Source organism: Phenylobacterium sp., from assembly GCF_037189685.1.
GTDB lineage: Bacteria > Pseudomonadota > Alphaproteobacteria > Caulobacterales > Caulobacteraceae > Phenylobacterium.
Map to the genome: position 1 here is coordinate 54763 of NZ_JBBCIT010000039.1, position 13187 is coordinate 67949.

General features: G+C 68.7%; 11 protein-coding genes. 2 read left to right on the forward strand and 9 right to left on the reverse strand.

The window, feature by feature from the left end:
• Nucleotide 1: 1 nt before the first annotated feature.
• Nucleotides 2-1285, reverse strand: coding sequence for an amidase (locus WG212_RS20570; protein ID WP_337188983.1), 1284 nt, complete (start codon nt 1283-1285; stop codon nt 2-4).
• Nucleotides 1286-1643: 358 nt separating this feature from the next.
• Between WG212_RS20570 and WG212_RS20575 the strand changes: the two genes are divergently transcribed.
• Nucleotides 1644-2684, forward strand: a complete 1041-nt coding sequence (locus tag WG212_RS20575; protein WP_337188984.1) for a 2,5-dihydroxypyridine 5,6-dioxygenase — start codon at nt 1644-1646, stop codon at nt 2682-2684.
• A 34-nt stretch (nt 2685-2718) separates the two neighbouring features.
• Nucleotides 2719-3780 carry a 2,5-dihydroxypyridine 5,6-dioxygenase gene (locus tag WG212_RS20580; protein WP_337188985.1) on the forward strand — a complete coding sequence of 354 codons (1062 nt, stop codon included), beginning with the start codon at nt 2719-2721 and terminating at the stop codon, nt 3778-3780.
• A gap of 112 nt (nt 3781-3892) precedes the next feature.
• Here WG212_RS20580 and WG212_RS20585 read toward each other — a convergent pair whose 3' ends face one another.
• The 8 genes from WG212_RS20585 to WG212_RS20620 all read right to left on the reverse strand — a co-directional run.
• Nucleotides 3893-4885, reverse strand: coding sequence for an ABC transporter ATP-binding protein (locus WG212_RS20585; RefSeq protein ID WP_337188986.1), 993 nt, complete (start codon nt 4883-4885; stop codon nt 3893-3895).
• Complete coding sequence (locus WG212_RS20590; RefSeq protein ID WP_337188987.1) at nt 4882-5937, reverse strand: oligopeptide/dipeptide ABC transporter ATP-binding protein; 1056 nt, start codon at nt 5935-5937, stop codon at nt 4882-4884. The genes WG212_RS20585 and WG212_RS20590 overlap by 4 nt, the downstream gene beginning before the upstream one ends.
• Nucleotides 5930-6829 (reverse strand): ABC transporter permease, encoded by a 900-nt coding sequence (locus tag WG212_RS20595; RefSeq protein ID WP_337188988.1) that lies wholly within the window; start codon nt 6827-6829, stop codon nt 5930-5932. The genes WG212_RS20590 and WG212_RS20595 overlap by 8 nt, the downstream gene beginning before the upstream one ends.
• Nucleotides 6826-7767, reverse strand: coding sequence for an ABC transporter permease (locus tag WG212_RS20600; protein WP_337188989.1), 942 nt, complete (start codon nt 7765-7767; stop codon nt 6826-6828). The genes WG212_RS20595 and WG212_RS20600 overlap by 4 nt, the downstream gene beginning before the upstream one ends.
• Nucleotides 7768-7793: 26 nt before the next feature.
• On the reverse strand, nt 7794-9392 hold the full coding sequence (locus WG212_RS20605; RefSeq protein WP_337188990.1) for an ABC transporter substrate-binding protein: 1599 nt from the start codon (nt 9390-9392) through the stop codon (nt 7794-7796).
• Between the two features lie 222 nt (nt 9393-9614).
• Complete coding sequence (locus WG212_RS20610; RefSeq protein ID WP_337188991.1) at nt 9615-11279, reverse strand: ABC transporter substrate-binding protein; 1665 nt, start codon at nt 11277-11279, stop codon at nt 9615-9617.
• A gap of 7 nt (nt 11280-11286) precedes the next feature.
• A complete protein-coding gene (locus WG212_RS20615) occupies nt 11287-12456 on the reverse strand; it encodes an AbrB family transcriptional regulator (protein WP_337188992.1) in 1170 nt (389 codons plus the stop codon).
• 4 nt (nt 12457-12460) lie between these two features.
• Nucleotides 12461-13187 (reverse strand): FAD-dependent monooxygenase (locus tag WG212_RS20620; protein WP_337188993.1); only part of this gene is annotated, 727 nt, incomplete at its 5' end.

Sequence of the window (13187 nt, forward strand, 5' to 3'; positions counted from 1 at the left end):
GTCAGGCGGCCTTCAGGGCGGCTTCGACGAAGGCCGCCGCGGCCAGCGTCCGGGCGTCGTCGCCGGGTCGCCCGACGATCTGCACGCCGATCGGCAGGCCGGTCGGGCCGACGCCGGCCGGAACAGTGACGCAGGGCGCGCGCAGCATGGTCCACATCCGGTTGAAGCTGGCGTCGCCGGTCTTCTCCAGGCCGGGGGGCGCCTCGCCGGGCGAGGGCGGCGTGAGCAGGACGTCGGCGTCGCCGAACAGCTTGTCGACGTTGGCGCGCGCCAGGGCGGCGCGTCGCACGCCCTCGTCGTAGCGTTCGGGCGTCGCCACCGGGACGCGCCCCTCGAACATCTCCAGCGAGCGGGGGTGGATCGCCTCGGGCAGATAGCGATGCTCGTAGAACAGGGCGCGCAGCACCTCCCAGTCCATCATCATGGTGTGGGTTTCGAGCATGGTGTCGAAGCCGTCCATGAGCGGGATCTCGGGAACGTCGACGCCCTTCTTCCCCAGCGCCGCGATGGCTCTCTGGAGGGCCGTCTCGGCCTCGGGCTGGGCGAGGGGCCAGGCTTCGGAGCGATAGAGGCTGATGCGCGGCGCGGCCGGTTCGTCGGTCACCGCCAGGTTCGGGCGGCCGCCCACCACCGAGGTGAAGAACGCCACGTCGCGGACGTCCTTGGCCATGACGCCGATGGTGTCGAAGCTCCCGGCGAGGGTCTTCGTCCCTGTCCGCTCGATGAGGTCGTAGGTCGGCTTGTAGGCCACCGCGCCGCAGAAGGCCGCGGGCCGGATGGTCGAGCCGGCGGTCTGGGTGCCGAGCGCCACCTGCACCATGCTCGCGCCCACCGCCGCGGCCGAGCCGCTGGACGAGCCGCCGGGCGTGTGCGCCGCGTTGAACGGGTTCTTCGTCTTGCCGGGCGCGGCGGCGGCGAACTCGGTCGAGACCGTCTTGCCCAGAAGCAGGCCCCCGGCATGGCGGAACTGGGCGACGACCACCGCGTCGTAGGGGGGGCGGTGGCCGAGGTAGGCCTTCGAGCCGTAGGTCGTGGGCATGTCGACCGTGTCGATCACGTCCTTCACGCCCACCAGCATGCCCTTCAGGGGCCCGCCGCCCGCCCGGTCCAGCGCCTGGGCCGAGGCGATGGCCTGTTCGGGATCGAGATGCTGCCAGGCCTCGATCGCGGGATCCACGTCGGCGATCCGCTCGAGGTAGGCCCGGGTCAGGGCTTCGACGGTGAGGTCGCCATCGGCGACCCGGCGCACGGTTTCACAGGCAGTCAGTTCGTACAGTTCCGGCACAATGATCCCCCGAAGGTGCGACGCCGCGCGACACCGAACCGAGAGGGATTCGGAAGTCCGGGTCGCACGGCGTGTCCGCAAGAAGGCCGCGGCGGTTAAATCCAGCGGCCTCACGATTGAGGTGTCAACGGATCGCCTGCTTCGGAAGACGCAAATCAGGTTTGTGAAATTCTGGAATATCGAAATATCGTTCCGGCAATGACTGAATATGGGCGCGAAATTACTTTCGGGCGCCTTGGGCGAAATCAGGCTTGTGATTGAGTTCGCCGCGCCGTGCCGCCTAGGCTCGATCAGGCCGTTCCGCGGTCGCTTTCAGGATCAAGCCGAGAGGGCCGCGCCGAGGCGCGAGGTGAATGTCATGGTCGATGCGGATCTGGTGGCCACGTTCAAGGCCGAGCTCGAACTGTGCGGCGTAAGGCCCGGCGTCCTGGTCGCGGCGCTCTCGGAAGGCCAGGTCCGACAGGACTATGCGCAGGCCACCATGATCGCGGCCCGCGAGCTCGGCGCGGAGGTCTTCCACGTCAATCTGCCCGGTCGCGACGGCAAGTTCGGGGGGATGGCCGGGAACCGGCCGGTGGTCGAGATGCTGAAGAAATCCGACCTCGTGATGGACTTCATGGGACTGCTGTTCAGCCACGAGCAGAACGAGATCCTCGCGTCCGGCACGCGGATGCTGATGGTCCTGGAGCCGCCGCACGTCCTGAAGGCGCTTGCGCCGTCGAAGGACCTGCGCCGTCGCGTCGAGTATGCGGGCGAACTGCTCACCAAGGCCAGGACGCTGCGGTTCACCTCGCCGCACGGCACCGACATCACCTACACGCTCAGCCAGTACCCGGTGCTGACCGAGTACGGCTACACCGACACGCCCGGGCGGTGGGACCATTGGGGCTGCGGCTTCGTGCTCACCAGCGGCGACGACGACGGGGTCGATGGCAAGGTCGTCCTGGCTCCCGGGGACATCTCGATGGTGTTCCAGACCTACTTCACCGCGCCGGTCACCCTGACGGTTGAGAAGGGCTACGTCACCGATATCGCCGGTGACGGCGTCGATGCGAACCTGATGCGCGGCTACATCGAGAGCTTCAACGACGAGCGCGCCTATGCCGTCAGCCATATCGGCTGGGGCCTCAACGAAAAGGCGACCTGGCACAATCTGGCCACCACGAGGAACGCCCGCTCCCCCGCGATGAACGGCCACCCGGAACTCGGCGTCAACGCGCTGGGCTTCTACGGCAACGTCCTGTTCTCGCTGGGCCCCAACACCGAGGTGGGCGGCGCCAACGATACGCCGTGCCACATCGACCTGCCGATGCGGAACTGCAGCCTCTGGCTGGACGGCCAGCCCGTCGTCGAGGCCGGCCGGATCGTCATGGACGAGATGCGCGTACCGGGGCGCTGACGCGCCGCCCCATCCTGCAAGCCGGAGAGTTCAAATGGTCGACCACGACCTCGTCGTCACCTTCAAGGCCCAGCTCGCCATGTGCGGGGTCAAGCCGGGCGTCCTGGTCGCCGCGCTCACGGAAGGGCAGACGCGGCAGGACTACGCCCAGGCGACCCTGATCGCCACGCGGGAGCTGGGCGGAGAGGCCTTCCACGTCAACCTCCCGCCGCGGACGGCGGGCGCGGGCAAGTTCACCACGGGCAAGACGCCGCTGGAGAACAACCGCCCGATCGTCGACACCCTGAAGGGCGTCGATCTGGTCATGGACTTCGTGGGCCTGCTGTTCAGCCGCGAGCAGAACGAGATGCTGGATTCCGGCGTCCGCATCCTGATGGTGACCGAGCCGCTGCACGTCCTGAAGGCCCTGTCGTCGTCGAAGGATCTGCGCCGTCGCGTCGAGTATGCGGGCGAACTGCTCACCAAGGCCAGGACGCTGCGGTTCACCTCGCCGTACGGCACCGACGTCACCTACAAGCTCAACCAGTACCCGGTGCTGACCGAGTACGGCTACACCGACACGCCCGGGCGGTGGGACCACTGGGGCTGCGGCTTCGTGCTCACCAGCGGCGACGACGACGGGGTCGACGGCAAGGTCGTCCTGGCGCCGGGGGACATCACCCAGGTCTTCCAGACCTACTTCACCTCGCCGGTCACGCTGACCATCGAGAAGGGGTACGTCGTGGACATCGCCGGCGACGGCGTCGATGCGAACCTGATGCGCGGCTACATGGAGAGCTTCAACGATCCGCGCGCCTATGCCGTCAGCCATATCGGCTGGGGCCTCAACGAGAAGGCCAAGTGGCACAACCTGGCCACGACGAAGAACGCCCGCTCGCCGGCCATGCACGGCCACCCGGAACGGGGCGTCAACAGCCTCAGCTTCTACGGCAACGTGCTGTTCTCGCTCGGCCCCAACACCGAGGTGGGCGGCAACAACGATACGGCGTGCCACATCGACCTGCCGATGCGGAACTGCAGCCTCTGGCTGGACGGGGAGACTGTCGTCGAGGCCGGCCGCATCGTCGTCGACGAGATGCGCGCGCCCGGCTTCTGATTTCCCCGGTCGCGGGCCAGGCGAGAGCTCCGGTATCCGCGCCGCTCCGGCGGCGGGGCGCCGGAGCTATGTTCCCGTCCACATCGTCCGCGGCCTGCCTGCCGCGACCCGGTCAGGCTGCGGCGGCCGCCAGCTGGAGGCAGGCGGCGGTGTGGGTGCGCGAGAGGCCGACGGCCGGCGGCTGTCCCGACCGGCATCCGCCCACCGCCGCGGGGCAGCGGGGGGCGAACGCGCAGCCGGGGGGCAGGGCTCTCAGGTCGGGCGGCGCGCCGCGGATCGTCTGCAGCACCTGCCCGCGCATGCCTGCGTGCACCGTCGAGTCCAGCATGGAGCGGGTGTAGGGATGGCTGGCGTTCAGGAGCACGTCCTCCGCCGAGCCGGTCTCGACGAAGCGCCCGGCGTACATGACCGCGACGCGGTCCGAAATCTCCGCCGCCACGCCCATGTCGTGGGTCACGAAGATCAGCGCCATGTCGAGCTCGCGCTGGAGCTTCCGCAGCAGCAGCAGGATCTGGATCTGCACCGTGGCGTCCAGCGCCGTGGTCGGCTCGTCGGCGAGCAGGACGCTGGGCCGGCAGGCGAGCGCGAGGGCGATCATCGCCCGCTGGCGCATGCCGCCCGACATCTCGTGCGGGAAGTTGCGCAGGCGCCGCTCGGCCGAAGGGATGGCGACGAGATCCAGCATGTCCTTGGCGCGGGCGGCGGCCTCTGCGTGGGACACGTCCTCATGGCGCAGCACCGTCTCGATGATCTGTTCGCCGATGGTGTAGACGGGGTCGAAGGCGGTGGACGGTTCCTGGAAGATCATCGAGATCTCGCGCCCCCGCATGGCCGACAGGGTCGCGGGGTCCAGCCGGTTCATGTCGACGCCGTTGATGTGGACCGAGCCGCCGAGGCGTGCGTGGCCGGGAACCAGGCCCAGCAGCGTGCGCAGCATGACCGATTTGCCCGAGCCGCTCTCGCCGATGACGGTGAGCACCTCGCCGCGGGCCAGATCGTATGACACGCCGTTCACGGCGCTGACGCGGCTTTCGTCCCGCTCGAAGGCGACCGTGAGGTCCTTGACGCTGACGGCGGGAGGGCGATGGGAAACGGTGTCGTTCATGCCGGCGCCTTCGAGTGACCGGAACCGGACTGCTGCATCAGGCAGGCCGCTGCGTGGCCGGCGCCGTCCACGCTCGCCAGTTCGGGCAGAACGTGCTCGCAGACGGCCTCGGCGAACTGGCAGCGGGCGCGGAAGCGGCAACCGGGCGGCGGGTTGATGGGATTGGGCGGGTCGCCCGTGATCGGCGGCGCCAGCGTCCGCCGGCGGGGGTCGTGGCTGGGCTTGGAGGCCAGCAGCGCGCGCGTATACGGGTGACTGGGCGAGCTGTAGACCCTCTCGACCGGCCCGATCTCGACCACGCGGCCGAGATACATCACCAGGATGCGGTCCGAGATGTACTCCACCACGTTGAGGTCATGGCTGATGAACACGTAGGTCAGGTTCAGTTCGGCCTTCAGACTGTTGAGAAGGTTGAGGATCTGGGCCTCGACCGACTTGTCCAGCGCCGAGACGGCCTCGTCCAGGATCACCAGCCGGGGCTCCAGGGCCAGCGCGCGCGCGATGTTGATCCGCTGGCGCTGTCCGCCCGACATCTCGTGCGGATAGCGGTGAGCGTACTGGGCCGGCGCCAGGCCGACGCGCTCCAGCAGGCTGTCGACCCTCGCGGCGACCTTGCGCCGGGGCTCGCCGCGCATGCGCGGGGCGAAGCCGATGCAGTCGGCGATGGTCATGCGCGGGTTGAGCGAGGCGTGGCTGTCCTGGAAGACCATCTGCATCTGCCGCCGCAGCTCGGCGACCGAGATGCCGCGGGGGCCGAGCGGGTCGCCGTCGAAGATCAGCTCCTGCTCGTCGGCCTTGAGGATCTGCATAAGCAGCCGGGCCATCGTCGACTTGCCGCAGCCGCTTTCGCCCACCACGCCCAGGACCTCGCCCTTGCGGACCTGGAACGAGACCCCGTCGACGGCGTGAACCGTACCCGTCCGCTGGCCCATCACGCCGGACCGGATGGGGAAGTGCTTCTTCAGCCCGTTGACGATCAGGAGCGGCTGCTGCGGGCCCCCGCGGTCGCGCGGGTCGGCGGCGGCGGGTGAGGCCAGGGCTCCGTCAGCCATCTTGCACGTCCATCGCGGCGCGCAGGCCGTCGCTCATGAGGTTGAAGCAGGCCGAGGTGATGAAGATCATCATCCCGGGCAGGGCGGCCAGCCACGGCTGGACATAGATCGCCTGGCGCAGGCTGTTGAGCATCTGGCCCCAGTCGGCGTTCGGCGGCGGCATCCCCAGGCCCAGGAAGCTGAGGCCCGCGGCGAGGATGATCGAGAGGCTGGCCAGGCTCGCCGCATAGACCAGCACCGGTCCGAGGATGTTGGGCGCCACCTGGTGGACGATGATCTGCAGGTCGTTGACCCCGCTGCAGCGGGCCGCCTCGATGTAGTCCATGCTGCGGATGCGGGTGGTCGCCGTTTCGGTCACGCGCACCAGGGACGGGATGAACACGATCCCCAGGGCGATGATGGTGCTGGCCAGGCCGGGACCCATCACTGCGCACACGGCGATGGCGAGCAGCACCGCGGGAAAGGCGTAGAAGATGTCCATGGTGCGCATGATCAGCGTGTTGACCCGGCCGCCGGCATAGCCCGCGACCACGCCCAGGCCTCCGCCCAGGAGCAGGGCGATGAGGACCGGCGCGGCGCCCGAGATCAGGGACAGGCGCGCGCCGTAGACCAGGCGGGTCCACATGTCGCGCCCGAGCTCGTCCGTCCCGAGGGGATGTCCCGGCGTGCCGATCGGCTTCAGGCGCTCGAGCGCCGACCCGGCATAGGGCTCGCCGCCGGTGACCAGCGGGGCGAAGATCGCCAGGGCCACGATGAGCAGGAACACGGCCATGGCGGCCACCGTCGTCTTGTCGCGGCGCAGGCGGCTGAGGACCCGGTTGGCGCGCCGCCGTCCAGGCGGCGCAGGCGCGCGGGCGGCGGCGTCCGCCGGCAGGATCATGGACTTGTTCATCGCCGCATCCTCGGATCGATGAGCGCCTGGGCGGTGTCGACCCCGAGGTTCAGGATCACGAAGATCACCGACAGCAGCAGCACCGTCGCCTGGATCACCGGGATGTCGCCCGAAAAGATCGCGAGGTTGAGCAGCTTGCCGGTTCCCGGCCAGTTGAACACCGTCTCCACCAGGATCGAGCCGCCGATCAGGTGTCCGAACTGGAGGCCCATGACCGCAAGGATGGTCGGGGCCGCGTTGCGCGCCACGTGACGCCGGATGGCGTCCATCTGCAGCCCCTTGGCGGAAAGCGCGGTCACGAATTCCTGGGACAGCACCTCGAGGGTGGCTGCCCGCACCACGCGACCCACCACGCCCATCGGGATCATCGACAGCGTGGCGATCGGCAGGATCATGTGCCGCCACTGCGTCCACGACGTCGGGATCCCCTCCGGGCCCATGCCCTGGGCGGGCAGCCAGTTGAGCTGGAACGCGAACACCGTGACCAGGAGGATGGCGAACCAGAACGGCGGGACGCTCACCCCCGCGATCGAGAAGAGCGAGAACAGCTTGTCGGGCCACCGGCCGCTGTGGAGGGCGGCCAGAACGCCGAAGGCTATGCCCAGCGAGAAACCCACGACCGCCGCCGCCAGGGTGATCTTGAAGCTGTTGAGCAGGGCGGCGACCAGTTCCTCGGCGATCGGTCGGCCCGTGACGAGCGAGATGCCGAAGTTGCCCTGCAGGACCTGGCGGAGCCACAGCAGGTACTGTTCCCAAAGCGGCCGGTCGAGGCCGTAGATCCGCTCGATCTCTTCCCGCAGGCCCGGCGGCGCGCCAGGGGGGACGAGGCTGTCGACGATGCCGCCAGGCATCAGGTGGACCAACGCGAAGGTGATGATCGACACGCCGAACAGTATCGGGATGCCCTGTATTGATCGTCGGATCAGGAATTGAAGCATTACGGCGAGCTCTTTCTGGCCAGGATTCAGTCGGTCAGGTAGATCGTCGTCAGATCGGTGTACCAGCTACGGGCCGGGGTGTAGCCGCGCACGTTGGGCGCGAAGGCGCGTGGGTTCACATCGTGGACCACCCAGGCCATGGGCGCGTCGTCCACGAAGCGCTCATGCAGTCGGAGCAGGATTGCATCGCGCTCCACGGGGTCGAAGGTCACTCGATATTCGTCCAGAAGTTCCTTTGACGCCTTGTCGAAGTAATTCGCGATGTTGGGAGGGTACATCCAGTAATAGAGATAGGTACTCTCGCCTGTGTTGTATCCCTTGTTGTAGATGTCGATATCGCCCATTTTCGGGGAGTCGTTGCGGGACATGGCGTTCATCTGATTTCCCTCAACGACCATGAATTCCAGCTTGAATCCGGCCTTCGCCGCGCTCTGCTGGAGCAGCTCGTTCATCGGCAGCGACAGCATCTGGCCCGAGGCGACGGGCGTGGTCAGGACGCGGACGGGCACCAGCTTGTCGGCGGGATAGCCCGCAGCCTTCAGGAGGGCCCGGGACCGGGCCGGATCGTAGGCGTAGCGGTTCGTCGGTTGGCCGAAGCGGCGGTCCTCCGGCTCCCAGAACCCCTGGGCCGGCCGGGCCGCGCCGTTCAGGAGGGTCACGATCCCCTCGCGATCGATCGCGTAGTTCATCGCCTGGCGCACGCGCAGGTCGTGGAACGGGCCGCCGGGCCGCGAGCGCAGGAAGTAGGCCCAGACGTGCGGCATGGGGCTGGTCGCGATCTGGTAGCCCGCCTTCCTGAGGAACGGCAGGGCGTCGGCCGGCGGGTTCTCGACCCAGTCCACCTCGCCCGACCGCAGCGCCGCGACGCGGGTGGTGGGCTCGCCCATGGCGTAGAGCTTGACGCCGTCGACCTTCGCCGCCCGCGCCCGGTTCCAGTACGCCGGATTGCGGCTCATCGTGATGGCGGTGCGGTTCACCTCGTCGATGCGGAAGGCTCCGGTGCCGGCGGGCCGCTGCGCAAAGGCCTGCCAGTCGCCCTTCAATTCGCGCCAGCGCGCCGGGCTGACGAAGAGCACGGTGGTGAGCACTTCGGGAAAGTAGGATGTCGGGGTGCTGGTCGAGATGACCACGGTGTGGTCGTCGATCTTCTCCCACGACTTCAGGATCGGCGCCCGCGACCGGGCCCAGGCGCCTCCCGCGGCGTCCCACTGCGGCGCCGAGGTGTCGAAGTAGCGGTGCAGGTTCCAGATCACCGCGTCCGCATCGAACGGGCTGCCGTCGTGGAAGGTCACGCCCCGGCGAAGCCGGAACGTCCAGCGGTTGCGGTCCGCGGCGTCCACCGTCCAGCTCTCGGCCAGCCACGGGATCACGCCGGGAATCCGGTCGGTGACGCGCAGGTCCCACATCACCAGCGGCTCGAACACCGGGTAGCCCGCGAACCGGAGTCCCTCCAGGCCCTGGCTCGGCGCGCCGGTTGTGGTGGGCAGGTCGGAGGTGTTCATCGCGATCCGCAGGACGCGCGGCTTCGGCGTGGCCGGGGTCGCGTCGAGGCGCCCAATGGCGCCGGCGATCGCGCTGGCCACGACGGCGCAAAGGATCAGAAGGAGCCAAGGGCGAGCTTTCATGGGGTTCCGGGGCGCAGGATAACGTCCCCCTCGAGGTGCGGCGGTGTTCCCCCGACGCGCGGACGAACTCTTTCGCGGATCGACCAAAACGAAGGCGCGGCGGCATGCTGTTGACCCCGCTAAGTCACTGAAAAAATATCAGGAACATGATGGCCTGGCCGAACGTCGCCGTTGTCGGGAACCGGCGCCGCGGCCGTCGCCGGGAGAGCCTGCCGCCCCACCTCAGGGCTCCACATGGACCGTCGTGAGGTCGGTGAACCACGTCTGCGCCGGGGTGTAGCCCTTGACCTTCGGCGAGAAGGCGCGGGGGTTGACGTCGTGGACGATGAAGGCCCAGGGCGCGGCGTCGACGACGTGCTCGTGGAAGCGCCGCAGCAATTCCTCGTTGCGGCTCGGATCGAAGTTCGTCCGGTATTCGTGCAGCAGACGCGTGGTCTCGGGATCGTCGTAGTCGATGACGTTCGGCGGATAGAAATTGTAGAAGGTCCACGACAGGTCGGCCGTGCTGAAGCCCTTGTTGATGGCGGTCACGCCGCGCATCTCCCGCGAGTTCGGGTTGCTGTAGGCGGCGGCGATCTGGGAGTACTCCACCACCTCGAACGAGAGGTCGAAGCCCGCCTTCCGGGCGCTCTGCTGGAGCAGTTCGTTCATCGGCAGGGCGAGCATCTGGCCCGATCCGGTCGGGGCGACCAGGACGCGGATCTTCAGCAGCTTGTCGGGCGGGTAGCCTGCCTCGGCGAGGAGCGCGCGGGCGCGATCCGGATCGTAGCGGTAGTGGTTGCGCGGCGCGCCGAAGCGCGGATCGGACGGCTTCCAGTAGCCACGGGCAGGCTCTGCGGCGCCGTTCAGCAGGGTCACCAGGCCCTCGCGGTCCATCGCGTAGTTGATGGCCTGCCGCACGCGGATGTCGCGGAACGGGCTGCCGTCGTTCTGCCGCAGCCAGTAGGGCCATGCATGCGCCATCGGCGTCAGCGACACGTTGTAGCCCGAGGCCTTGAGATAGGGGATCGCGTCCGGCGGCGGGTTCTCGATCCAGTCGACCTCGCCCGAGCGCAGGGCGGCGATCCGCGTGGTCGCTTCGGCCATGGCGTAAAGGACGATCCGGTCCAGCTTCGCGGCCCGCGCCGGGTTCCAGTAGCCGGGGTTGCGGTCCATGGTGATGGACGTCCGCGTCACCTTGGTGATTTGGAAGGGGCCGGTGCCGATGGGCTGCTGCCCGAAAGCCTGCCAGTCGCCCTTCAGGTCTCGCCACCGGGTCGGGCTGACCATCAGCACGCCGGCCACGATCTCGGGAAAGAACGAGGTGACGGTGTTGGTGTAGATCGCCACCGTGTGGTCGTCGATCTTCTCCCAGCGGTCGATCATGGGCGCCTTCGACCGCGCCGCCGCGCCGTTGGCGGCTTCGAACTGGGGCGCCGATTGGTCGAAGAGGCGGGCGAAGTTCCAGACCACCGCATCGGCGTCGAACGGGGTTCCGTCCTGGAACTTCACGTCGGTCCGCAGATGGAAGATCCAGCGGTTGCGGTCGTTGGGGTCGCTTTCGTAGGCGTGCGCGAGCCAGGGGATGACGCCGGGCGGCCGGTCGGTGACGCGCAGGTCCCACATCACCAGCGGCTCGAACGCGGGATAGCCGGCGAAGCGCACGCCCTCCAGCCCCTGGCTCGGTGCGCCGGTGGTGGTGGGCAGGTCGCCGGCGGTCATGGCGATCCGCAGGGTCCTGGCGGGATGCGCGGGCGGAGGCGGCGCGATCGCGTGGGAGAGGGCCGCCACGAGGACGAGGGTCGCCGCCGCCAGGGCGATCCAGGGCCAGCGGAGCGGCGGGCGCCGTCCCGTGGTCGGCCGCGGGGGCGAAGCCACATGGGCGTCGGGGGTCTGGCTTCCGTCCATCGGGGCCTCAGGCGGGGACCGTGCTGGGAAGGAACCTGCAGATCAGGCGGACGAGATAGGGGGCCATCATGATCACGGCGAAGAATCGGAGAGTCTGCACCGCCATCACCACCGACATGTCCGCTTCGCCCCCCAGGGCGAGGATGGCGATGGAATCGATGGCGCCGGGGCTGGTCGCCAGGTAGCCGGTGACGAAGTCCACATGCAGGGCGATCGACAGGATCATCCCCGTGACGCCGCACAGCAGGATCAGGACGAGCATCGCCAGGATCATGGCCGGCAGATTGCGCATGGCCGCCGCCAGGACCGCCCGGTCGAACTGCAGCCCCACGTACCAGCCGACCGCCCCGTAGGAGAGCACCATCATCCAGTGGGGCAGCGCGATGGGGAACCAGCCGTTGAGGTTGACGATCGCACCCAGCGCTGCGGTGACCAGCAACGGCCCGGCGGGAATGCGGGCGAGGCGCCCGATGGTCAGGCCGATGAGGCCGATGACGATGGCCGGGGCCGCGGTCAGGATGTCGACGTCGGCCGGTTGCGGGGGGCGCGGCGCGGCTGCGCCATGCGCCACGTGGACCCCCGTGCCGATCAACAGGCTGGCCACCAGCGAGGCGGTCGAGAGCACCGTGATCAGGCGGACGTACTGCATGAAGGCGACCAGGCGCGGGTCGCCGTCGCTCGCGGCGGCCAGGGTCACCATGATGTTCGCCGCGCCGGGCATCGAGCCCCAGGCCGCGGTCTGGGGGGTGAGGGTGGTGTAGCGCACCAGCCCGTAGGCCACCACGCAGGCCGCCGCCGCCGTGGCGATGATCACCCCCGCGATGGCCAGCCAGTGGGTCGCGACGAAGCTCAGGATGGTCATGTCGATCGCGCGTGCGACCGAGCAGCCGATGACCGCCTGGGAGACGATCGTGACCTTCCGGGACACCTTCAGGCTGGAGCCGCTGAACGCGAAGATGAGGCCGGCGAGCAGGGGGCCCAGGAACAGCGCCGAGGTCACCTGCCAAGCGTGGAACAGGTAGGCGATGACCGCGGTGAGTCCGAGAAGAAGGCCCCACTGGAGCGGCCCCAGGCGGTTCAGCCCGCTGGGGGCGGGCTTCGATCCCGTGGGCGGTGACGTCGCGGGCGGCGATGCCTCGTCGACCGCGACGTGCGGCTCGTTTGGAGGGCTGGCCAAGCGGTTACGCCGCCGCCGGTTCGGGCTCGCTGACCAACGGCGTGGTCATGGCGTCGTAGGCGTACACCCACGCCGGGTCCGTCGGATATTTCATCCAGACGTTCTCGTGGGATTGTCGCTGGACCTCGGAGGTTCGTTCGATGCGTGTGGCGCGGTACATCTGGAAGGCGCGGTCGAAGGCGCCGTCGGCCTGCTGGATGCATCGGAAGAGGACGGCGGCGTCCTCGATGGCCATGCCGGCGCCCTGTCCCATGTGGGGTTTCATGGGGTGGCAGGCGTCGCCGAGGACGACGACGTTGTCGCGGCTCCAGAGCGGCAGGGGGTTGCGTTCGAGGAGGGGCCACTTGGAGAGGGCTGGGGCGGCGTCGATGATGCGTTGGACGTCGGGGTGGAAGCCCTCGTAGCAGGTCTTGATCTCGTCCTTGGTGGCGGGGACGGAGGAGACGCCGCCGGGCCAGTCGGGGAAGGGGGAGCCGGTGACGAAGTACATCTCGTCACGTTTGCGGGTGAGGTAGTAGTGGATGAAGTGCCGATCCTCGTTGGCGGGGTGGCGCTCGTCGGACCACCATTTCGCGCCATCGGACGCGGGCCGCCAGTCGCCGAGGAGGCTGACGGGGTAGATGGAGCGGAAGGCGACGAAGCCGGTGTAGATGGGGGGTTCGACGCCGAGGAGGATCTCGCGGACCTTGGAGTTGACGCCGTCGGCGCCGATGACGATGTCGGCCTCGACC

Excerpts from the sequence above, each read along its gene's own strand:
- WG212_RS20595 (WP_337188988.1), bottom strand. The coding sequence starts at position 6,829 with ATGAACAAGTCCATGATCCTGCCGGCGGACGCCGCCGCCCGCGCGCCT.
- WG212_RS20575 (WP_337188984.1), top strand. The coding sequence starts at position 1,644 with ATGGTCGATGCGGATCTGGTGGCCACGTTCAAGGCCGAGCTCGAACTG.
- WG212_RS20605 (WP_337188990.1), bottom strand. The coding sequence starts at position 9,392 with ATGAAAGCTCGCCCTTGGCTCCTTCTGATCCTTTGCGCCGTCGTGGCC.
- WG212_RS20580 (WP_337188985.1), top strand. The coding sequence starts at position 2,719 with ATGGTCGACCACGACCTCGTCGTCACCTTCAAGGCCCAGCTCGCCATG.
- WG212_RS20600 (WP_337188989.1), bottom strand. The coding sequence starts at position 7,767 with ATGCTTCAATTCCTGATCCGACGATCAATACAGGGCATCCCGATACTG.
- WG212_RS20585 (WP_337188986.1), bottom strand. The coding sequence starts at position 4,885 with ATGAACGACACCGTTTCCCATCGCCCTCCCGCCGTCAGCGTCAAGGAC.
- WG212_RS20610 (WP_337188991.1), bottom strand. The coding sequence starts at position 11,279 with ATGGACGGAAGCCAGACCCCCGACGCCCATGTGGCTTCGCCCCCGCGG.
- WG212_RS20590 (WP_337188987.1), bottom strand. The coding sequence starts at position 5,937 with ATGGCTGACGGAGCCCTGGCCTCACCCGCCGCCGCCGACCCGCGCGAC.